Source organism: Streptomyces sp. BI87, assembly GCF_025957665.1.
GTDB classification, from domain to species: Bacteria; Actinomycetota; Actinomycetes; order Streptomycetales; family Streptomycetaceae; genus Streptomyces; species Streptomyces albidoflavus.
The window spans coordinates 5,571,459-5,590,000 of sequence record NZ_CP110079.1 but is presented as its reverse complement, the minus strand read 5'-3'; the positions used below and the strand labels follow the sequence as shown (position 1 = coordinate 5,590,000).

At 72.9% G+C, this 18,542-nt stretch carries 20 protein-coding genes (1 of these 20 only partly in view); 8 read left to right on the top strand and 12 right to left on the bottom strand.

From position 1 onward, the window contains the following. Positions 1 to 546, bottom strand: the 5' portion of a protein-coding gene (locus OIM89_RS24925) for a DNA-3-methyladenine glycosylase (RefSeq protein WP_264491632.1). 99 nt of this gene lie to the left of the window's left edge; the window shows 546 of its 645 coding nt (coding positions 1-546); its start codon is at positions 544 to 546; its stop codon lies off the left edge, out of view. A gap of 153 nt (positions 547 to 699) precedes the next feature. On the opposite strand from OIM89_RS24925, the gene OIM89_RS24920 reads away from it, so the two are divergent. The 3 genes from OIM89_RS24920 to OIM89_RS24910 all read left to right on the top strand — a co-directional run bounded on the left by OIM89_RS24920 (position 700) and on the right by OIM89_RS24910 (position 2,797). Continuing rightward, positions 700 to 1,482: a sporulation protein gene (locus tag OIM89_RS24920; RefSeq protein ID WP_003947355.1), complete on the top strand. Its 783-nt coding sequence runs from the start codon at positions 700 to 702 to the stop codon at positions 1,480 to 1,482. A gap of 47 nt (positions 1,483 to 1,529) precedes the next feature. After that, on the top strand, positions 1,530 to 2,066 hold the full coding sequence (locus tag OIM89_RS24915; RefSeq protein ID WP_264491631.1) for a YbhB/YbcL family Raf kinase inhibitor-like protein: 537 nt from the start codon (positions 1,530 to 1,532) through the stop codon (positions 2,064 to 2,066). A 224-nt stretch (positions 2,067 to 2,290) separates the two neighbouring features. Then, the gene (locus tag OIM89_RS24910) at positions 2,291 to 2,797 is read left to right on the top strand and encodes an HNH endonuclease (RefSeq protein ID WP_003947357.1); all 507 of its coding nucleotides are present in this window, start codon (positions 2,291 to 2,293) and stop codon (positions 2,795 to 2,797) included. 73 nt (positions 2,798 to 2,870) lie between these two features. On the opposite strand, the gene OIM89_RS24905 is transcribed toward OIM89_RS24910, so the two are convergent. From OIM89_RS24905 to OIM89_RS24895, 3 genes are all read right to left on the bottom strand, one after another. Continuing rightward, positions 2,871 to 3,818 (bottom strand): SPFH domain-containing protein, encoded by a 948-nt coding sequence (locus OIM89_RS24905; RefSeq protein ID WP_008410203.1) that lies wholly within the window; start codon positions 3,816 to 3,818, stop codon positions 2,871 to 2,873. A 116-nt stretch (positions 3,819 to 3,934) separates the two neighbouring features. Further along, positions 3,935 to 4,363, bottom strand: coding sequence for an NfeD family protein (locus OIM89_RS24900; protein WP_047142536.1), 429 nt, complete (start codon positions 4,361 to 4,363; stop codon positions 3,935 to 3,937). Positions 4,364 to 4,429: 66 nt separating this feature from the next. Continuing rightward, on the bottom strand, positions 4,430 to 5,227 hold the full coding sequence (locus tag OIM89_RS24895; RefSeq protein ID WP_030694998.1) for an ABC transporter ATP-binding protein: 798 nt from the start codon (positions 5,225 to 5,227) through the stop codon (positions 4,430 to 4,432). Between the two features lie 130 nt (positions 5,228 to 5,357). Here OIM89_RS24895 and OIM89_RS24890 point away from each other — a divergent pair, with 130 nt between their 5' ends. Then, on the top strand, positions 5,358 to 6,131 hold the full coding sequence (locus tag OIM89_RS24890; RefSeq protein ID WP_008403834.1) for a hypothetical protein: 774 nt from the start codon (positions 5,358 to 5,360) through the stop codon (positions 6,129 to 6,131). A gap of 77 nt (positions 6,132 to 6,208) precedes the next feature. Here the strand turns inward: OIM89_RS24890 and OIM89_RS24885 are convergent, their stop codons facing one another. The 3 genes from OIM89_RS24885 to OIM89_RS24875 all read right to left on the bottom strand — a co-directional run bounded on the left by OIM89_RS24885 (position 6,209) and on the right by OIM89_RS24875 (position 8,470). Next, a complete protein-coding gene (locus tag OIM89_RS24885) occupies positions 6,209 to 6,454 on the bottom strand; it encodes a chaplin family protein (RefSeq protein ID WP_030694999.1) in 246 nt (81 codons plus the stop codon). Between the two features lie 179 nt (positions 6,455 to 6,633). Then, complete coding sequence (locus OIM89_RS24880; RefSeq protein WP_030695000.1) at positions 6,634 to 7,302, bottom strand: response regulator; 669 nt, start codon at positions 7,300 to 7,302, stop codon at positions 6,634 to 6,636. Further along, positions 7,295 to 8,470, bottom strand: coding sequence for a GAF domain-containing sensor histidine kinase (locus OIM89_RS24875; protein WP_051727043.1), 1,176 nt, complete (start codon positions 8,468 to 8,470; stop codon positions 7,295 to 7,297). The genes OIM89_RS24880 and OIM89_RS24875 overlap by 8 nt, the downstream gene beginning before the upstream one ends. Positions 8,471 to 8,745: 275 nt before the next feature. On the opposite strand from OIM89_RS24875, the gene OIM89_RS24870 reads away from it, so the two are divergent. From OIM89_RS24870 to OIM89_RS24860, 3 genes are all read left to right on the top strand, one after another. After that, on the top strand, positions 8,746 to 9,465 hold the full coding sequence (locus tag OIM89_RS24870) for an SDR family NAD(P)-dependent oxidoreductase (RefSeq protein WP_047468936.1): 720 nt from the start codon (positions 8,746 to 8,748) through the stop codon (positions 9,463 to 9,465). Further along, complete coding sequence (locus OIM89_RS24865) at positions 9,462 to 10,559, top strand: S-adenosylmethionine:tRNA ribosyltransferase-isomerase (protein WP_264491630.1); 1,098 nt, start codon at positions 9,462 to 9,464, stop codon at positions 10,557 to 10,559. Before OIM89_RS24870 ends, OIM89_RS24865 begins: the two co-directional genes overlap by 4 nt. Positions 10,560 to 11,016: 457 nt before the next feature. After that, positions 11,017 to 11,736: a transglycosylase SLT domain-containing protein gene (locus OIM89_RS24860; protein WP_030695004.1), complete on the top strand. Its 720-nt coding sequence runs from the start codon at positions 11,017 to 11,019 to the stop codon at positions 11,734 to 11,736. A gap of 97 nt (positions 11,737 to 11,833) precedes the next feature. Here the strand turns inward: OIM89_RS24860 and OIM89_RS24855 are convergent, their stop codons facing one another. Then, on the bottom strand, positions 11,834 to 14,362 hold the full coding sequence (locus tag OIM89_RS24855) for an FHA domain-containing protein (RefSeq protein ID WP_264491629.1): 2,529 nt from the start codon (positions 14,360 to 14,362) through the stop codon (positions 11,834 to 11,836). 276 nt (positions 14,363 to 14,638) lie between these two features. Here OIM89_RS24855 and serB point away from each other — a divergent pair, with 276 nt between their 5' ends. Then, positions 14,639 to 15,868 (top strand): phosphoserine phosphatase SerB, encoded by a 1,230-nt coding sequence (gene serB / locus OIM89_RS24850; RefSeq protein WP_003947369.1) that lies wholly within the window; start codon positions 14,639 to 14,641, stop codon positions 15,866 to 15,868. A 91-nt stretch (positions 15,869 to 15,959) separates the two neighbouring features. Here the strand turns inward: serB and OIM89_RS24845 are convergent, their stop codons facing one another. The 4 genes from OIM89_RS24845 to OIM89_RS24830 form a co-directional block, all read right to left on the bottom strand. Further along, positions 15,960 to 16,514, bottom strand: coding sequence for a SixA phosphatase family protein (locus OIM89_RS24845; protein WP_003947370.1), 555 nt, complete (start codon positions 16,512 to 16,514; stop codon positions 15,960 to 15,962). Positions 16,515 to 16,598: 84 nt separating this feature from the next. Then, complete coding sequence (locus tag OIM89_RS24840) at positions 16,599 to 16,811, bottom strand: hypothetical protein (protein WP_030695006.1); 213 nt, start codon at positions 16,809 to 16,811, stop codon at positions 16,599 to 16,601. Between the two features lie 219 nt (positions 16,812 to 17,030). Further along, positions 17,031 to 17,147, bottom strand: coding sequence for an SGM_5486 family transporter-associated protein (locus OIM89_RS24835; protein WP_254642295.1), 117 nt, complete (start codon positions 17,145 to 17,147; stop codon positions 17,031 to 17,033). Between the two features lie 42 nt (positions 17,148 to 17,189). Next, a complete protein-coding gene (locus OIM89_RS24830; protein WP_372588014.1) occupies positions 17,190 to 18,485 on the bottom strand; it encodes a CynX/NimT family MFS transporter in 1,296 nt (431 codons plus the stop codon). Positions 18,486 to 18,542 lie beyond the last annotated feature (57 nt).

Below are 18,542 nucleotides of genomic sequence, written 5' to 3'. Positions count from 1 at the left end.
GGCCACTCCTGTGCGGGGGCCGGTCCGGACCTGGTCGGCGGGGACCGGGCGGCCGGTCAGGATGCGGAGCGGTGACGAGGGCGGGCCGCAGGCGTCGGCGCCGTCCAGGGACCGGTCGATGTCGAGGGCCGTGGCGAGGCGGGCGGGGCCCTTGGCCAGTTCACGGTCGTGCCGGGCCGCCGGGCGGCGCGGGCGGGCCAGTTCGGCGCCGCGCACCACCTCCCCCGCGCGGAGCAGTACGGCTCCGGGATCGCCTTCCTGGCCGCAGACCAGGTTGACGCAGTGCCACATCCCGTAGGTGAAGTAGACGTAGACGTGGCCCGGCGGGCCGAACATGACGTCGTTGCGGGCGGTGCGGCCGCGGTAGGCGTGCGAGCCCGGGTCGGTGGGGCCCGCGTACGCCTCCACCTCGGTGAGGCGGAGTTCGACGGGGCCGGCCTCGGTGGTGCGGACGAGGAGCCGGCCGAGGAGTTCGGGGGCCACCTCCTGTACGGGCCGGTCGAAGAAGGACCTGTTGAGGGGCGTACGGTCAAGGGCCGCGATCATGGCAACCGAGCGTAGTCCAGACGGTTCCCGCGGGCCGTGTGCCGTGCGGGCGGCGGCCGTTCGGGGTGCGTACGGAACCGGGCGGGCGCGGATCGCGTTCTGTCCGGCAGGAGAAGACGACACCACAGGCGGGGCCTGGGGGAGGAGCACGACATGGCTTTCAAGCGGCTGCTGGCGAGTCTGGGCGCGGGGGGCGCCTCCGTGGAGACGGTGCTGACGGAGGTGAACGTCGTACCGGGCGGTGTCGTCCAGGGCGAGGTGCACATCCAGGGCGGCTCCGTCGACCAGCGGATCGAGGGGCTCTCCGTGGGGCTCCAGGCCCGTGTCGAGGTGGAGAGCGGGGACCAGGAGTACAAGCGGGACATCGAGTTCACCAAGATGCGGCTGGGCGGTGAGTTCCAGCTGGAGGCCGAGGCGATGCACACGGTGCCGTTCGGGCTGGAGATCCCGTGGGAGACGCCGATCACCGTCTTCTCCGGGCACCAGCTGCCCGGGATGAACATCGGCGTGACCACGGAACTGGCCATCGCCCGTGCGGTGGACTCCGGCGACCTCGACCCGGTGAACGTGCACCCGCTGCCGGCGCAGCAGGCGATCATCGACGCCTTCGGCCAGCTCGGGTTCCGTTTCAAGCACGCCGACATGGAGCAGGGGCACATCAGGGGGACGCGTCAGCGGCTCCCCTTCTACCAGGAGATCGAGTTCTACCCGCCGGCCCAGTACCGCGGGCTGAACCAGGTGGAGCTCAGCTTCGTCGCCGACGACCGCGCCATGGACGTCGTCCTGGAGATGGACAAGAAGGGCGGGCTCTTCAGCGAGGGCAGCGACACCTTCCGCTCCTTCCAGGTGGGCCTGCACGACTTCCAGAACACCGACTGGGCGGGATACCTCAACCAGTGGCTGTCGGAGGTCGGAAGCCGGCGCAACTGGTTCTAGGCTCGGCGGCGGCAGAGAGAACGACAGCCGTACTTGGAGGTACGCACGTGAGTGACCCGAGGCCCCCGCTCCCCCATGACTTCCTGCCCGAGGTCGCGTCGTTCACGGTGGTGAGCGACGAGGTGAAGCCCGGCGCGACGCTGGACGACGCGCAGGTGCAGGCGGTCGGGAACCGTTCGCCGCAGCTGCGCTGGGAGGGCTTCCCGGCCGGGACCAAGAGTTTCGCCGTGACCTGCTTCGACCCGGACGCGCCGACCGGCAGCGGGTTCTGGCACTGGGTGCTCTTCGACATCCCGGCCTCGGTGACCGAGCTGCCCGCGGGCGCCGGGTCGCCCGGTTCCGCCGGGCTGCCCGAGGGTGCCGTGCACGCGCGGAACGACTACGGCACCCGGGAGTTCGTCGGCGCCGCGCCACCGCCCGGGGACGGCTCGCACCGCTACGTCTTCACCGTGTACGCGGTCGACACCGAGCACCTGGACGCCGACGCGGACTCCTCACCGGCGGTGGTCGGCTTCAACCTGCGGTTCCACACGCTGGGCCGCGCCCAGCTCGTCGGTGAGTACGAGGTGCCCGCCGAGGGCTGAGCCGTCCGCCCCGCTCCGCGTCCGCGCGGAGGTGTTTTCCCGATTGCTGCCCGCCCGTGGTCTGAATGTGGCCACGGGCGGGCAGCTTTCTTGCGTCGGGTGGCCGCCGTGCCCACGGCCGCCCGGTGCGCCGGCCTCGATATTGCGTTGTCCGCCGCGCCGCGCCCGGCCAGAGTTGTAGCGGTCCGCCAGGGGGCGGGCGGCGCACGGGAGGTGGGCTGGACATGCGGGACACGCTGGTGCTGAACGCGAGCTTCGAGCCGCTGTCGACGGTGACGTGGAACCGGGCCGTGGTGCTGGTCCTCCAGGACAAGGCCGTCGTGGAGATGGTCCACCCCGATCAGCGGGTGCGGGCCGCGCTGGTGGACATACCGGTGCCGCGAGTGATCAGGCTCTGCCGGTACGTACGGGTGCCGTTCCGAAGACGGGCGCCGTGGTCGCGGCGCGGGGTGCTCGTGCGGGACCAGCACCGGTGTGCGTACTGCGGCGGGCGCGGGACGACGGTGGACCACGTGGTGCCCAGGTCGAAGGGCGGGGCCGACTCGTGGCTGAACACCGTGGCGTGCTGCGCCGCCGACAACCACCGCAAGGCCAACCGGACACCGGAGGAGGCCGGAATGCCGCTGCTGCGGCAGCCGTTCGAGCCGACGCCCTCGGACGCGATGCTGCTGGCGCTGGGCCGGGGCGGCACCGAGGAGCTGCCGGAGTGGCTGGCGCTGCCGGCCGCGTGATCCTGCCGTGACGGCGAAGGGCCGCATCCCTGGTGCCAGGGGGGCGGCCCTTCGTCGTAGGCGGCAGTGCGGGTCAGTCGATGGTGGGCTTCTCCATGCGCTCGCGGCCCGGTGCCTGGGGCGCGGCCGGGGCCGGGGCGCCGCCCAGTCCGCCGAGGTTGCCGAAGGCGCCGCCGAGGCCCTTGAGGGCGTCGCCGATCTCGCTGGGCACGATCCAGAGCTTGTTGGCGTCGCCCTCGGCGATCTTCGGCAGCATCTGGAGGTACTGGTAGGAGAGGAGCTTCTGGTCCGGGTCTCCGGCGTGGATGGACTCGAAGACCGTACGGATCGCCTGGGCCTCGCCTTCCGCGCGGAGGGCGGCGGCGCGGGCCTCACCCTCGGCGCGGAGGATCGCGGACTGCTTCTCACCCTCGGCCCGCAGGATCTCGGACTGGCGGACACCTTCGGCCTGGAGGATGGCGGCGCGCTTGTCGCGGTCGGCGCGCATCTGCTTCTCCATCGAGTCCTGGATGGAGGTGGGCGGCTCGATCGCCTTGAGCTCGACGCGGTTGACGCGGATGCCCCACTTGCCGGTGGCCTCGTCGAGGACGCCGCGCAGCGCCGCGTTGATCTCCTCGCGGGAGGTCAGCGTCCGCTCCAGGTCCATGCCGCCGATGATGTTGCGGAGGGTGGTGACGGTGAGCTGCTCGATGGCCTGGATGTAGCTGGCCACCTCGTAGGTGGCGGCCCGGGCGTCGGTCACCTGGTAGTAGATGACCGTGTCGATGTTGACGACCAGGTTGTCCTGGGTGATGACGGGCTGCGGGGGGAACGGCACGACCTGCTCGCGGAGGTCGATGCGGTTGCGGATCGTGTCGATGAAGGGGACGACGATGTTGAGGCCCGCGTTGAGGGTGCGGGTGTAGCGGCCGAAGCGCTCGACGATGGCGGCGCTGGCCTGCGGGATGACCTGGATCGTCTTGATCAGGGCGATGAAGACGAGCACCACCAGAATGATCAGGACGATGATGATCGGTTCCATCGCGGCTCCCCGTGCCTTCCGTGCCTTCGCGGGCTGGTGTCCCCTCCCGCCGGACGTGCGGGAGGATCTTGGTGGCCGAGTCTGTCAGACCTCGGCGGTGCGTGGGACCGATCCGGTCACATGACGACGGCGGTGGCCCCGTCGATCTCCACCACGTCGACCTCGCGGCCCGGTTCGTACGCCTGGTCCGCGTCGAGGGAGCGGGCCGACCAGATCTCGCCGGCCAGCTTGATGCGACCGCCGGAGCCGTCCACCCGCTCGACCACCACGGCCTGTCTGCCCTTGAGGGCGTCGACGCCGGTGACCGTGCCCGGCGTCTGGGCGCGGTTGCGCGCCGCTATGGGGCGGACCACGGCGATCAGCGCCACCGAGACCACCACGAAGACCAGTACCTGGGCGACGATGCCGCCGCCGAGCCCCGCCGTGATCGCCGCGGCGACCGCTCCGACGGCGAACATGCCGAACTCCGGCATGGCCGTCATCACGAGCGGAATGCCGAGGGCGACCGCGCCGACAAGCCACCACACCCACGCGTCGATGTCCACGTGTTCATGGTAGGTGCGGGGGCCGCCCGGGGACAGGGCCCTTTCGGGCCCCTGTCTGACGGGAGGTCAGCGCATCGGCAGACCGCGGGCGGTCCAGCGGTCGTCCTGCTGCTCGACCACGAGGGGCAGGCCGAAGCAGCGGGAGAGGTTGCGCGAGGTGAGTTCCAGCTCCAGCGGTCCGGCGGCGAGCACCTGGCCCTGGCGGATCATGAGGACGTGGGTGAAACCGGGGGCGATCTCCTCGACGTGGTGGGTCACCATGATCATCGAGGGGGCGATCGGGTCGCGGGCCAGCCGGCCCAGGCGGCGGACCAGGTCCTCGCGGCCGCCGAGGTCGAGGCCGGCGGCGGGCTCGTCGAGGAGGAGCAGCTCGGGGTCGGTCATCAGGGCGCGGGCGATCAGGGTGCGCTTGCGCTCGCCCTCCGAGAGGGTGCCGAACGTGCGGTCCAGGTGCTCGTTCATCCCGAGGCGGTCGAGGAAGGCGAGGGCACGGTCGCGGTCGACGTCCTCGTAGTCCTCGTGCCAGGCGGCGGTCATGCCGTAGGCAGCGGTGAGCACGGTTTGCAGGACGGTCTGGCGCTTGGGGAGCTTTTCGGCCAGGGCGATGCCGGCGACGCCGATGCGCGGGCGGAGTTCGAAGACGTCCGTGCCGGGCTTGCCGAGCTGCTCGCCGAGGATCGAGACGGTGCCGGTGCTCGGGAAGAGGTAGCTGGAGGCGAGGTTGAGCAAGGTGGTCTTGCCGGCGCCGTTGGGTCCGAGGATGACCCAGCGCTCCCCCTCCTTGACCGACCAGGAGACCTGGTCCACCAGAGCCCGGCCCTCGCGGACCACGGATACGTCCACCAGCTCCAGCACATCGCTCATGAGCGCGTTGTCTCCCATTGCAGTCTCGGTGTTCGGCCGCGCCCCCGGACCTCCGGGACGCGGGCCCCCGTACAAACCTACGCCACCCGCCGAGCAGTGCCGTCCCCCCTCCTGTCCTTAGGGTGGGGGGATGCTCACGGAACCGCGTTCAGGACTGTTGGCGGCATGGGGAAATGCCCTACTTGCCGGATTGGTGTCCCCTGATGACGCCGCGTCGGCCATCGTCGGGGAGGACGCGCGCCATCGCGTCGTCGGGCTGCCGGACTGGCCGGAGCCCGCCGGGCTGACCCTCGCGCTCGGGCGGCTGCGGTCGCTCGGGGCGACCGGGTTCCGGGTGGCGCTGCCGGTGCCGGGGCATCCGCTGGGGCTGAGCGGGCCCCCGGAGTTCAACGAGCGGGCGATGGAGGCCGAGGAGGCCGTCGTGACGGTCGGGGCCGGGCTCGGTCTCGTACCGGAGGTGGCGGTGGCCGGGCCCGAGGGGGATGTGCACGTGGAGGTGGTGTGGCACTGCCTGCCGGTGCGGGAGGCACCGCCGGCCGACGTGCCCTCGCTCGGGGAGGCGGAACGGGAGCTGGCGCAGGCGCTGCGGGAGGCGACCGAGGTGCTGGCGCGGCTCGACGTGGCCGGTTCGGGGCCGGTGGCGGAGGCGGCGCTCGACGCCTACCGGGCGCGGGCGCACGCCGGGGCGAAGGACGCGCTGGCGCCGGGGTACCCGCAACGGGCGGTACGGGTGCTGGAGCTGGCCGACCGGGTGGCGCTCCTGGTGGAGCTGGCGGGCAGCAGCGGGCACGGCGGGGCGGTGAGCGCGGCGGAGATGGCGGCGCGGGCCGAGGCGCTGCGGCCGGTGGAGCGGACCGCGCGGCGGGCGAAGGTGGCGGCGTACGGGGCGGCGACCGAGGGCTGAGCCGCCACCCGGTCGTCCACACAGGGCGACGGCCCCTCGGGGGGAGCCGGGGGGCCGTCGCGGCAGGGTGGTGCGGGTCAGCCGTTGAGGCCGAGGTTGCCGAAAGCGGGGTTGAGGAGCCCGACGACGTTCACGGTGTTGCCGACGACGTTGACCGGGACCTGCACGGGGACCTGGACGGCGTTGCCCGAGCCGACGCCGGGCGAGTGGAGGGCGGCGCCGTCCGCCTGGGCACCGCCGGTGGCGGAGGCCGCGCCGGCGCCGGCGGCGAGGATGCCGCCCGCGATCATGGTGACGGCTGCGGCCTTCTGGAACTTCTTCACTGCTGTACTCCTCGTACGTGGGACAGGTGCCGTGGCCGGCCGCCACGGCATGCCCCAGGAACGGGGTGCGTCGCCGCCCGGATACGCCGTCCGGGTGACATCCACCCGACAGTATGAATCTCATCCCGGCCGGGAACCTGGCCCTCCCGCACCCTCGTGCCCGACGTTTCCGCAGGTCGTCAGCGTGCCATGCCGTGGCGTACGGCCCACAGGGCGGCCTGGGTGCGGTCGGCGAGGTCGAGTTTCATCAGAATGTTCGAGACGTGGGTCTTCACCGTCTTCTCGGAGAGGACGAGGGCGCGGGCGATCTCGCGGTTGGAGCGGCCGTCGGCGATCAGGCCGAGTACCTCGCGCTCGCGTTCGGTCAGGGAGCCGCCGCGCCCCTGGCCCTGGCCGTGCTCGTCCTGGCTGAGGAGGGCGCCGGCGACCTCGGGCTGGAGGAGGACGTGGCCGGCGTGGACGGACCGGATGGCGCGGGCCAGTGCCTCGGGGTCGACGTCCTTGTAGACGTATCCCCCGGCGCCGGCGCGCAGGGCGGGGACCACGGTGCGCTGCTCGGTGAAGCTGGTGACGACCAGGACGCGGGCGGGGTTGGCCAGTTCCCGCAGGCGGCGCAGGGCCTCGACGCCGTCCATGCCGGGCATCTTGACGTCCATCAGGACGACGTCGGGCTGGAGCTCCTCGGCGCGGGCCACGCCCTCGGCGCCGTCGCCGGCCTCGCCGACCACCTCGATGTCGTCCTGCACCTCCAGGAAGGTGCGCAGGCCGCGGCGGACCACCTGGTGGTCGTCGACGAGGAGGACCCGGATGACCTGGGTGTGCCGTCCCTCGCGCTCGGTGTCAGCCACCGGGTACCTCCATCTCGATCGTGGTGCCCCTGCCGGGCTCCGCGTGCACGGTGAGGCGGCCGCCCACGCCGCCGGCCCGGTCCCGCATGGAGACCAGGCCCAGGTGCCGTCCGGCTTCCCGGGTGGCGTCGGGGTCGAACCCGCTGCCGTCGTCGCGGACGGTCAGGACGGCGCCGCTCCCCTTCTTCTCCAGGGCCACGTCGACGTGGGCGCCGCCGGAGTGGCGCAGCGCGTTGTGCAGCGCCTCCTGGGCGACCCGGAGCAGGGCCTCCTCCTGGGCGGCGGGGAGCGCGCGGACGCCGGTCGAGGTGAAGGTGACGCGGGCGGCGTGGGCCCGGTCGAGGACCTGGACCTGGGTGCGCAGGGTCGCGACGAGGCCGTCCTCGTCGAGGGCGGCGGGGCGCAGCTCGACGACGGCGGCGCGCAGTTCTTCGGCGGCCTCGGCCGCCAGCGCGGCGACCTGGTGCAGCTCCTCCTTGGCGCGGTGCGGGTCGCGGTCGACCAGGGCGGTCGCGGCCTGGGCGGTGAGGCGGAGCGAGAAGAGCTTCTGGCTGACGGCGTCGTGGAGTTCGTGGGCGAGGCGGGAGCGTTCCTCGGCGATGGTCAGCTCGCGGCTGCGCTCGTAGAGGCGGGCGTTGGTGAGGGCGATGGCGGCGTGCTGGGCGAGGATCGACAGGAGTTCCTCGTCGGCCTCGGTGAAGCCGCAGCCGCCCTCGGGCTTGGGGCAGCGCTTGTTGGCGAGGTAGAGGGCGCCGATGGTGCGGTCGCCGTCGCGGATGGGCAGGCCCAGGAAGTCGGACATCTCCGGGTGGGCGTCGGGCCAGCCGCCGAAGCGGGGGTCCTCCCGGACGTCGGCGAGGCGCTGCGGGTGGTCGTCGTGGAGCATCGCGGCGAGGATGCCGTGCTGGCGCGGGAGCGGCCCGATCGCCTTCCACTGGGCGTCGCTGACGCCGTCCACCACGAACTGGGCGAAGCCTCCGTGGTCGTCGGGGACGCCGAGGGCGGCGTACTCGGCGTCGAGGAGTTCGCGGGCGGAGGCGACGATCGTCTTGAGGACGTCGCGGACCTCCAGGGGGCGGCTCATCGCGAGCAGCGCGGAGCTCACCGCGAGGAGCCCGGCGCCGGACGGCCGGCCGCCGGTCCTGGCGGGGCTCGTGGGGTCGGTCATGCGGTCACGCTACCGGCGGCCGGGGGCGGGTGTATCGGTCCCGGGGTCCGGGTGGCCGGGGCCGTGGGCCTAGGCCCCGGCTGGGTGCGGCCTAGGGCGAAGTGCCCTGGGGGCGTGGGGCGAGTGGCGGAGGCGGTGACGGGCGTCACCTTCCTACGGTGGGCGGGCCGGTGGCGGTGACGGCCCGTGAGGGGCCCCTCACGTCGTGCCGCCGGCGCCGGGGGGCAGCCGTCGCCCCGGCCGCAGCAGCCGACGCGAGACACAAGGGGAGAGCCATGCCGGTGGCGGTCATCACAGGGGGTTCGAAGGGGCTGGGGCGGGCGCTGGCCCTGGCGCTGGCGGAGCGGCGCTGGTCGCTGGTGCTCACGGCGCGGGGTGCCGGGGAGCTGGCGGAGGCGGGGCGGGCCGCCGAGGGGCTGGGCGGCGTGGTGCGGACGGTGGCGGGGGACGTGGCCGACGCCGGGCACCGCAGTGAGGTGGTGGCGGCCGCGCGGGCGCTGGGCGGGGTGGACCTGCTGGTCAACAACGCCAGTGCGCTCGGGGCGGCCCCGCTGGTGACCCTGGCCGGGCTGGGCACGGCGGGGCTGCGGGCGGCGCTGGAGACCAATGTGGTGGCGGCGCACGGGCTGGTGCGGGAGGCGCTGCCGCTGCTGCGGGCGGCTCCGGCGGGCGCGGTGGTCTCGGTGAGTTCGGACGCGGCGGTGGAGGCGTACCCGGCGTGGGGCGGGTACGGGGCGTCGAAGGCCGCGCTGGACCACTGGTCGGCGGTGCTGGGGGTGGAGGAGCCGGGGCTGCGGGTGTGGGCGGTGGACCCGGGCGACCTGCGGACGGAGCTGTACCGGGCGGCGGTGCCGGACGACCCGGACGAGGCGGAGCGGCCGGAGCCGGAGGCGGTCGTCCCGGCGTTCCTGCGGCTGCTGGACGAGCGGCCGGTGAGCGGGCGGTACACGGCGGCGGCGCTGCTGGAGGCGGCGGCGGACGGGGCGGGCCGGTGAGCGCCCGGGCGGTGGTGGGCCGGGTGCCCGAGGAGCTGTCGGCGCGGGTGCCGGTGGAGGAGCGGGAGCCGGGCCGGGGGCGGGACGGGGTACGGCTGCTGGTCTCGGCCGGGGAGCGGGAGCCGCGGGTGGGGTGGTTCACGGAACTGCCCGAGCTGCTGCGGGCCGGGGACCTGCTGGTGGTCAACACCTCGGCGACGCTGCCCGCGGCGGCGGACGGGCGCCTCGGCGGTGAGCCGGTGGTCGTCCACTTCTCCACGCGCGCGGACGGGACGGGGCCGGGCGAGCGGTGGGCGGTCGAGCTGCGCTCCCCCGACGGGCGCGGGACGACGGGGCCGCGCCCCGGTGGTCCCGCCGGGGCCGTGGTGGCACTGGCGGAGGGGGCGCGGCTGGAACTGGTGGAGCCGCTGGCCCCGGGGGCCGAGCGGCTGTGGTGGGCGCGGGCCGGAGGGTTCGGGACGGCCGACGAGTCCGGGTCGGCGGTGGTGGCGTGGCTGCGCCGGCACGGGCGGCCGATCCGGTACGCGTACACGGAGCGGGACCAGCCCCTCGCGGCGTACCGAACGGTCTTCGCGGCGGCCGGGGAGGACGGCGGCGGGTCGGCGGAGATGCCGAGCGCGGGCCGCCCCTTCACCGCGCGGACGGTCACGGAGCTGGTCCGGGCCGGGGTGCAGTTCGCGCCGGTGACGCTGCACACCGGGGTGGCCTCGGCGGAGGCGCACGAGCCGCCCTACCCGGAGCGGTACGCGGTGTCGGCGCACGCGGCGTGGCTGGTCAACGCGGTACGGGCCGGGGGCGGGCGGGTGATCGCGGTGGGTACGACGGCGGTGCGGGCGCTGGAGTCGGCGGTGGGACCGGACGGGCGGGTGCGGGCCGCCTCCGGCTGGACCGGCCTGGTGGTGACCCCCGAGCGCGGGGTGCGCGTCGTGGACGGCCTGCTGACCGGCCTGCACGAGCCGGAGGCCTCGCACCTGCTGATGCTGGAGGCGGTCGCCGGGGCGGCGGCCGTGGAGCGCGGCTACGAGGCGGCGGTGCGGGCCCGGCTGCTGTGGCACGAGTTCGGGGACGTGCATCTGCTGACGCGGAGGGACTGAGGGGGGCCGCAGGCGCCGGAGAAGGGGGCAGGCATGAGGCCGTGGTCCCTGGGCAGGCGCCGTACAGGCGGGTCAGACCCTGCGGAAACGTCCGCTTCCCCGGAATCCCCTCGAAATCGGTCACAGCATGCGTTGCAGTGGCAACGGAGCGCGAGATCGAGGGGGGTGGCCTGTGAGGCCCGGCATAGGGCCCAGGTCACGTACGAAGCGGGTTAGTGGACCCGAAAAGCCTGGTTTGGCGAGGCGTAAAAGGGACAAGCGAGGAGTCTTCGCGTCCGGCATCCACTATCCGGCTTCGTACGTCACATGATTGCCACGCATTTTTGCGGCCGCTAACAATGGCTCACGTCGCTCGGCGCTGCGACGGGCCAACCGCCCCGCAGCGTTAGTGCCGGAACATCGCAACTGTCCCCGCCGAGCCGAGAGCGACCTCCGCTACACGAAGAGGTCCTTCCCCATGACGCAGTCCCGCATTCTCGGTCTGAACACGCTGACCCGAAACCAGAAGATCACCATCGGTGGTGTCGCCACCGCAGGCATCGCCGCCCTGACGGTCTCCCTCGTTCCGGGCTCGTCCTCGACCGGGATCGAGCCTGTCGCCGCCTCCCACTCCGCCGCGGCCCCCGCGTGGTCGACCGCCAAGCAGTGGGAGCAGAGCTCCGAGCTGAGCGACCACGTCGCCCAGCAGCAGGTCGTCGCCTACCAGGGCGCGAAGTCCGCCGCCGAGGCCAAGAAGGCCGAGGCCGCCAAGCAGGCCGAAGCCGCCAAGAAGGCCGAGGCCGAGAAGCAGGCCGCCAACGAGCGCAAGGCCGAGGAGTCGGCCAGCCGCTCCGCCGAGCGCTCGAAGCCGGCCTACGCCAACAACCTCGACGGCTGGATCAACGAGGCCCTCGACATCATGAAGGACAAGGGCATCCCCGGGTCCTACGAGGGTCTGCACCGCAACATCATGCGTGAGTCGTCGGGCAACCCGAACGCGATCAACAACTGGGACATCAACGCCATCAACGGCGTCCCGTCCAAGGGTCTGCTCCAGGTCATCCAGCCGACCTTCGACGCCTACCACGTCGCCGGCACCAAGCACGACCTGTACGACCCGGTCGCCAACATCACCGCCGCCGCCAACTACGCGGCCGACCGTTACGGCACCATCGACAACGTCGACAGCGCGTACTGATCCAACCTCTCGCGGAGGTGTGTTCCGCACACGAGGACAGCAGTGAGGGCGGCACCCGGTCCGGGTGCCGCCCTCGCGGCGTGTCAGCGGTGCCGGATCACTTGCGCATGACCTCGGGCTCGTGACGGCGCAGCAGCCGGGCCACGGCGAAGCCGCAGATGGCGGCCATCACCAGGAGCACGGCGACGTTGATCCCCCACTGGGCGACCGTGGACTCCCAGAGCGGGTCGAGGTCGGTCGGGTTCTCGCGGTCCCACGGCGGCATGAGGTGGGCGAGGTCCAGGGTGGTGGCCGCACCGGCCATCGCCCAGCGCGAGGGCATCAGCCAGGCGACCTGCTCCAGGCCCGGCGAGCCGAAGACCTTGAAGAGGACGCCGGTGAAGACGACCTGGACGATCGCGAACATGACCAGCAGCGGCATGGTCTTCTCGGAGGTCTTGACCAGCGAGGAGATGACCAGGCCGAACATCATCGAGGTGAAGCCCAGCGCGATGACGACCAGGCACAGCTCGACCGCCGGCGGCATCATCAGCCCCTCTTCGGGCAGCTCGCGCGGGATGAATCCGATGGCGCAGATGATGACGCCCTGCACCGCGGTGATCACGCCGAGGACGATGACTTTCGACATCAGGTACGCCGAGCGGGAGAGGCCGGTGGCCCGTTCCCGTTCGTAGATGACGCGTTCCTTGATCAGCTCGCGGACCGAGTTGGCGGCGCCGGAGAAGCACATGCCGACCATGATGATGAGCATGATCGTTCCGGCGGTGCTGTTGAAGGTCGCCGGCGGGGTCGGCGGGGCCAGGCCGAAGTCGGCCGGGATCACCGTGGAGACCACGCCGAGCACGGCCGGCAGGGCCAGCATCAGCCCCATGAACCCCTTGTCGGAGGCGATCACCGAGGCGTATCTGCGGATCAGCGTCATCAGCTGGGAGCCCCACGCCTGCGGCTTGGGCGGGCGGATCGACTCGGCCGGCGGCACCGCGCTGGGCTGCGAGGCGACGGCGTCGATGTCGGCCGCGTACATCTGGAAGTGCTGCGAGCCCTTCCAGCGGCCCGCCCAGTCGTAGTCGCGGTAGTTCTCGAAGGCGGAGAAGACGTCGGCCCAGGTCTGGTAGCCGAAGAAGTTCAGCGCCTCCTCGGGCGGGCCGAAGTACGCCACGGAGCCGCCCGGCGCCATCACCAGGAGCTTGTCGCAGAGGGCCAGCTCGGCCACCGAGTGGGTGACGACCAGGACGGTACGGCCGTCGTCGGCGAGGCCGCGCAGCAGCTGCATGACGTCGCGGTCCATGCCCGGGTCGAGGCCGGAGGTCGGCTCGTCGAGGAAGATCAGGGAGGGCTTGGTCAGCAGCTCCAGGGCGACCGAGACGCGCTTGCGCTGGCCGCCGGAGAGGGAGGTGACCTTCTTCTCCTTGTGGAGGTCGAGCTTCAGCTCGCCGAGGACCTCGTCGATCCGGGACTGCCGCTCGGCCTCCGTGGTGTCCGCGGGGAAGCGGAGCTTGGCCGCGTACTTGAGGGCCTTCTTGACGGTCAGCTCCTTGTGCAGGATGTCGTCCTGCGGGACCAGACCGATGCGCTGCCGCAGCTCGGCGAACTGCTTGTAGAGGTTCCGGTTGTCGTAGAGGACGTCGCCCTGGTCGGCGGGGCGGTAACCGGTGAGCGCCTTGAGCAGCGTCGACTTGCCGGAGCCGGAGGGGCCGATCACCGCGATGACCGACTTCTCCGGGACGCCGAAGGTGACGTCCTTGAGGATCTGCTTGCCGCCGTCGACGGTGACCGTGAGGTGGCGGGCGGAGAAGGAGACCTCGCCGGTGTCGACGAACTCCTCCAGCCGGTCCCCCACCAGCCGGAAGGTCGAGTGGCCGACGCCGACGATGTCGTTCGGCCCGATCAGCGCGGTGCCCGACTTCGGTATCGGCTGGCCGTTGAGGTACGTGCCGTTGTGCGAGCCGAGGTCGCGCAGCTCGAACCGGCCGTCGGGCGTCGCGGTGAACTCCGCGTGCAGCCGCGAGACCTGGAGGTCGGAGACGACCAGCTCGTTCTCCAGCGCACGGCCGATCCGCATCTTGCGGCCCAGGGCGACCTGGTGGAACGTGGTCGGGCTGCGGTCGCCGTAGACCGGCTGGCCCCCCTGCTGCTGCCCGCCCTGCGGCGGCACCTGCGCCTGCGCCGGGTGGCCCTGCTGGGGCACCTGCTGCGGCTGGTGCTGCTGCCATTCCTGCTGCGCGTACTGCTGCTGGGCGTACGGGTCCTGCGCGTACTGCGCGGGCTGCTGCTCGGGCGCCGGGGCCTGAGCCGCCCAGCCTCCCGCCTGCTGCTGCGCGGGCGCCTGCTGGGCCTGCGGTGCGGCCGCCACCGCGCCGGCGCTGAGGTTCAGCCGCGGTCCGTCGGTGGCGTTGCCGAGATTGACCGCCGAGCCGGGACCGATCTCCTGCTGCTGGACGCGGCGCCCTTCGACGAAGGTGCCGTTGGTGGAGCCGTGGTCCTCGATGACCCAGCTGCCGCCCCTCCAGCTGATCGACGCGTGCCGCCAGGAGACCCTGGCGTCGTCGAGTGCGATATCCCCTTGCGGATCACGTCCGAGGGTGTATGGCCGGGACGCATCGAGCGTCCAGGTCCGTCCGTTCACTTCCAGTACGAGTTCCGGCACTCCAGCCCCACTGAGTTGTCCCCCGAATAGCCCCCGTGGATGGGGAGTCTAGGGATGTCGAACATCGAGGGGGAACTATTCCAGGCCGGGCCCCCTGACCGAAAGTCGGGCCATGGTGAAGACCTCGTGGCCGGGCCCGCGTTCATCGCCCGCACGCCGGGCAAACAGCCGCGAACCGGCCGCCCGCGCGGCCCGCTGTCCACTCCTCGGCCTCGGGGACCGCGCGGTGCGGAAGCCCGATACGGTGGACGCACCATGAGCGCATCGCAGCCCCCAGAGACCAACGGCGCACCGGCCGCCGACGTCCCCACTCTGCTCGTCAAGATCTTCGGCAAGGACCGGCCGGGCATCACCGCGGGCCTGTTCGACACCCTCGCGGCCTTCTCCGTCGACGTGGTCGACATCGAGCAGGTCGTGACCCGGGGGCGCATCGTGCTGTGCGCCCTGGTGACGGAGCCGGCGGGGGTGAGCGAGGGAGAGCTGCGGGCGACCGTGCACGGCTGGGCCGAGTCGCTGAAGCTCCAGGCCGAGATCATCTCCGGTACGGGCGACAACCGGCCGCGCGGCGTCGGCCGCTCCCACGTCACCGTCCTCGGCAATCCGCTGACCTCCGAGTCGGCCGCCGCCATAGCGGCCCGGATCACCGAGACCGGCGGCAACATCGACCGCATCTTCCGGCTCGCCAAGTACCCCGTGACAGCGGTGGAGTTCGCCGTCTCCGGCGCCGAGACCGAGGCGCTGCGGACCGCGCTGGCGACCCAGGCGGCGGCGCTCGGCGTGGATGTCGCCGTGATGGCCTCCGGCCTCGGGCGCCGCGCGCAGCGGCTGGTGGTGATGGACGTCGACTCCACGCTGATCCAGGACGAGGTCATCGAGCTGTTCGCGGCCCACGCCGGGTGCGAGGAGCAGGTGGCCGAGGTGACGGCGGCGGCGATGCGCGGCGAGCTGGACTTCGAGCAGTCGCTGCACGCCCGGGTGGCGCTGCTGGCGGGGCTCGACGCCTCCGTGATCGAGAAGGTGCGCGGCGAGGTGCGGCTGACGCCCGGCGCCCGCACGCTGATCCGCACGCTGAAGCGGCTCGGCTACCAGGTCGGGGTGGTCTCCGGCGGCTTCACGCAGGTCACCGACGACCTCAAGGAACGGCTCGGGCTGGACTTCGCGCAGGCCAACACCTTGGAGATCGTCGACGGGAAGCTGACCGGCCGGGTCACCGGGGAGATCGTGGACCGGGCGGGCAAGGCGCGGCTGCTGCGCCGGTTCGCGGCCGAGGCGGGGCTCCCGCTCAACCAGACGGTGGCGATCGGGGACGGCGCCAACGACCTCGACATGCTGAACGCGGCCGGGCTCGGCGTGGCCTTCAACGCCAAGCCGGTGGTCCGCGAGGCCGCCCACACCGCGGTCAACGTGCCGTTCCTGGACACCGTGCTGTACCTGCTGGGCATCACCCGCGAGGAGGTCGAGGCGGCCGACGCCCTCGACTCCTGAGCTGCCTCCCGCCGTACGCGTACGCGCCACGGGCCGGTCCCCCGAGGAGGGGGCCGGCCCGTGCCGCGTACCGGGGTCCGTGCCGGGCGGGTCAGCCCGGGTGCGGGGTCCAGAACTCGGTGAGGGTGGCCGAGCCGGGCTCCAGGCTCTTCCAGGGACCGGTGAAGGTCAGCAGGGCGACGGCGGCGGTGGGGAAGCCGCGGCGGCCGACGAGGGCGGCGGCCTCCGGCTCGGCGCTGCCGGCGAGGATCTCGGTGATGCCCTGGACCCCCGGGTTGTGGCCGATCAGGACGAGGTCCTGGACGTCGTCGTCGACCTCGTTGAGCACGGCGATCAGCTCGCCGGGGGAGGCCTCGTAGACCCGCTCCTCGTAGACGGTCCTCGGGCGCCGGGGCAGTTCGGCGACGGCCAGGCGCCAGGTCTCGCGGGTGCGGGTGGCGGTGGAGCAGAGGGCCAGGCCGAAGGGGAGGCCGGTGGCGGCGAGCCGGCTGCCGGCGGCGGGGGCGTCGAGGCGGCCCCGGTCGGTCAGCGGGCGCTCGTGGTCGCTGCTGTCGGACCATTCGGCCTTGGCGTGGCGGACGACGGCGATGGTGCGGACGGGGGACGGTCCGGGGGTGGTCCCGGTGGACGACTCAGCGGCACTCATGATTCCCAGCTTCGCACGAAACGGGGGGCGCGGCGCAGGGAGTTGGCCGCCGGCTCCCCCTTCGGGTACCGGTGTTCCCCGAGATCAGCCGGGGTGGTGGCCGAGGCTCTGCTGGACCCGCTCCAGCAGCTGCGGCAGGACGGGGCCGGCGCTCGCGGAGGGGGCGGTGGGCCCGAAGGCGAGCAGCAGCAGCGCGGCGAAGGCGAGCGCGGGCAGGGCCAGGGCCCACCAGGGCAGGGAGGAACGGGCGGCAGGCGGGACCGGGGTCCCGAGAGGGTCGCTCGACGGGGCCTGCATGGCGCCTCCTGGCAGCGGTCGCACGCGTACATGACGGTGTGCGACGCCGGCGGGAGGGCTGCGGGGCCCCGGTGCGGCCGCACGCTTCGAACGTACGCGGGCGAGGGTGCCGGGCCCATCAGGCGTTCCACCCAGTCGCCCCTGAAGCCCGCCCCCTAGGGGACGGTGGGGCTGGCCCCACCCCCGCCGCGGACGGGGCGGGCCGGTGGCCCCGGCGCCTCAGGGGGAGGCGAGGGTGGCGATGATGCCGATGATCACGCTGATACCGAGTATCAGGCTGAGCAGGCCGAGAAACTTGCGCTGCCCGTTCGGAGGGTTCGGTTCCAGTACGCCCATGGCCCCAGTGTCGCACCGCCGCCCGGGCTCGATGGACCCGGGTCAGGCCCGCGCGGCGGCCTCGTCCTCGATGACGCGGTTCTTGCCCGCGAGGATGCCGGCGACGATCTGCGGCACCATCAGGGCGGCCATCAGCGCGATGGGCAGGCCCCAGCCGCCGCTGTGCTGGTAGAGGACGCCGACCAGGAGCGGGCCGGGGATGGAGATGAGGTAGCCGGTGCTCTGGGCGAAGGCGGAGAGCGAGGCGACCCCGGGGCCGGTCCTGGCACGCATGCCGATCATGGTGAGGGCGAGCGGGAAGGCGCAGTTGGAGATGCCGAGCAGCACGGCCCAGAGCCAGGCGCCGCCGACCGGCCAGAGGTAGAGCCCGGCGTAGCCGATGAGGCCGCAGGTGCCGAGGACGACCACGACCGGGCCCTGGCGGGGCAGGCGGGTGGCGACGCGGGGGATGACGAAGGCGAGCGGGATGCCCATGGCCATGGTGACGGCGAGCAGGATTCCGGCGGTGCCGGCGGCGACCCCGGCGTCGCGGAAGATCTGTGCCATCCACCCCATGGTGATGTAGGCGCCGGTGGCCTGGAGGCCGAAGAAGACGGCGAGGGCCCAGGCGGTGGGGCTGCGGACCATGCTCAGCTTGGCGGCCGGTGCCCCGGTGGTGTGGGCGGGGGCGCCGCCCTGTTCCTGCCGTTCGCGGACGAAGAGCAGCCAGGGCAGGACGGCGGCGACGCCGAGGGAGGCCCAGACCAGCAGGCCGAAGCGCCAGTCGTCGCCGAGGGCGCGGGTGAGCGGCACGGTGACGGCGGCCGCGGCGGAGGTGCCGACGGCCAGCGCCATGGAGTAGAGGCCGGTCATGGTGCCGACCCGGTCGGGGAACCAGCGCTTGACGATGACCGGCATCAGGACGTTGCTGACCGCGATGCCCATCAGGGCCAGCGCGCTGAAGAGCAGGAACGCCGGGGTGGACCCGGTGAAGGGGCGGACCAGCAGGCCGGTCGCGATGGCGGCCATGCCGGCGCAGACCACGGCGGGCGGGCCGAAGCGGCGGGCCAGCCGGGGCGCCATGACGCCGAAGAGGGCGAAGCAGAGCGGGGGCACGGAGGTGAGGAGGCCGGCGACGCTGCCGCTCATGCCGAGCCCGTCGCGGACCTCTTCGAGGAGGGCGCCGAGGCTGGTGATGGCGGGGCGGAGGTTGAGCGCGGCGAGGACGACGGCGAGCGGCATGAGCCGCATCGCCCAGGTGCGCACCGCGGGGGGTGCGGCGGGCTGCTGCTCGGTGGGTGCGGGCCGCTGGGGGGCGGGGGCCGTCCTCGTCTCGGTGCCGGTGTCCTCACGTGCCATGAGAGCCATCATAGATTCATGGGATGATTGGTTGTCCAATCCTCGTACGGTGCGACC

Coding starts and splice junctions, on each gene's coding strand:
- OIM89_RS24920 (WP_003947355.1), top strand. CDS start 700: ATGGCTTTCAAGCGGCTGCTGGCGAGTCTGGGCGCGGGGGGCGCCTCC.
- OIM89_RS24910 (WP_003947357.1), top strand. CDS start 2,291: ATGCGGGACACGCTGGTGCTGAACGCGAGCTTCGAGCCGCTGTCGACG.
- OIM89_RS24905 (WP_008410203.1), bottom strand. CDS start 3,818: ATGGAACCGATCATCATCGTCCTGATCATTCTGGTGGTGCTCGTCTTC.
- OIM89_RS24895 (WP_030694998.1), bottom strand. CDS start 5,227: ATGAGCGATGTGCTGGAGCTGGTGGACGTATCCGTGGTCCGCGAGGGC.
- OIM89_RS24890 (WP_008403834.1), top strand. CDS start 5,358: ATGCTCACGGAACCGCGTTCAGGACTGTTGGCGGCATGGGGAAATGCC.
- OIM89_RS24875 (WP_051727043.1), bottom strand. CDS start 8,470: ATGACCGACCCCACGAGCCCCGCCAGGACCGGCGGCCGGCCGTCCGGC.
- OIM89_RS24870 (WP_047468936.1), top strand. CDS start 8,746: ATGCCGGTGGCGGTCATCACAGGGGGTTCGAAGGGGCTGGGGCGGGCG.
- OIM89_RS24860 (WP_030695004.1), top strand. CDS start 11,017: ATGACGCAGTCCCGCATTCTCGGTCTGAACACGCTGACCCGAAACCAG.
- serB (WP_003947369.1), top strand. CDS start 14,639: ATGAGCGCATCGCAGCCCCCAGAGACCAACGGCGCACCGGCCGCCGAC.
- OIM89_RS24845 (WP_003947370.1), bottom strand. CDS start 16,514: ATGAGTGCCGCTGAGTCGTCCACCGGGACCACCCCCGGACCGTCCCCC.
- OIM89_RS24840 (WP_030695006.1), bottom strand. CDS start 16,811: ATGCAGGCCCCGTCGAGCGACCCTCTCGGGACCCCGGTCCCGCCTGCC.
- OIM89_RS24835 (WP_254642295.1), bottom strand. CDS start 17,147: ATGGGCGTACTGGAACCGAACCCTCCGAACGGGCAGCGCAAGTTTCTC.
- OIM89_RS24830 (WP_372588014.1), bottom strand. CDS start 18,485: ATGGCACGTGAGGACACCGGCACCGAGACGAGGACGGCCCCCGCCCCC.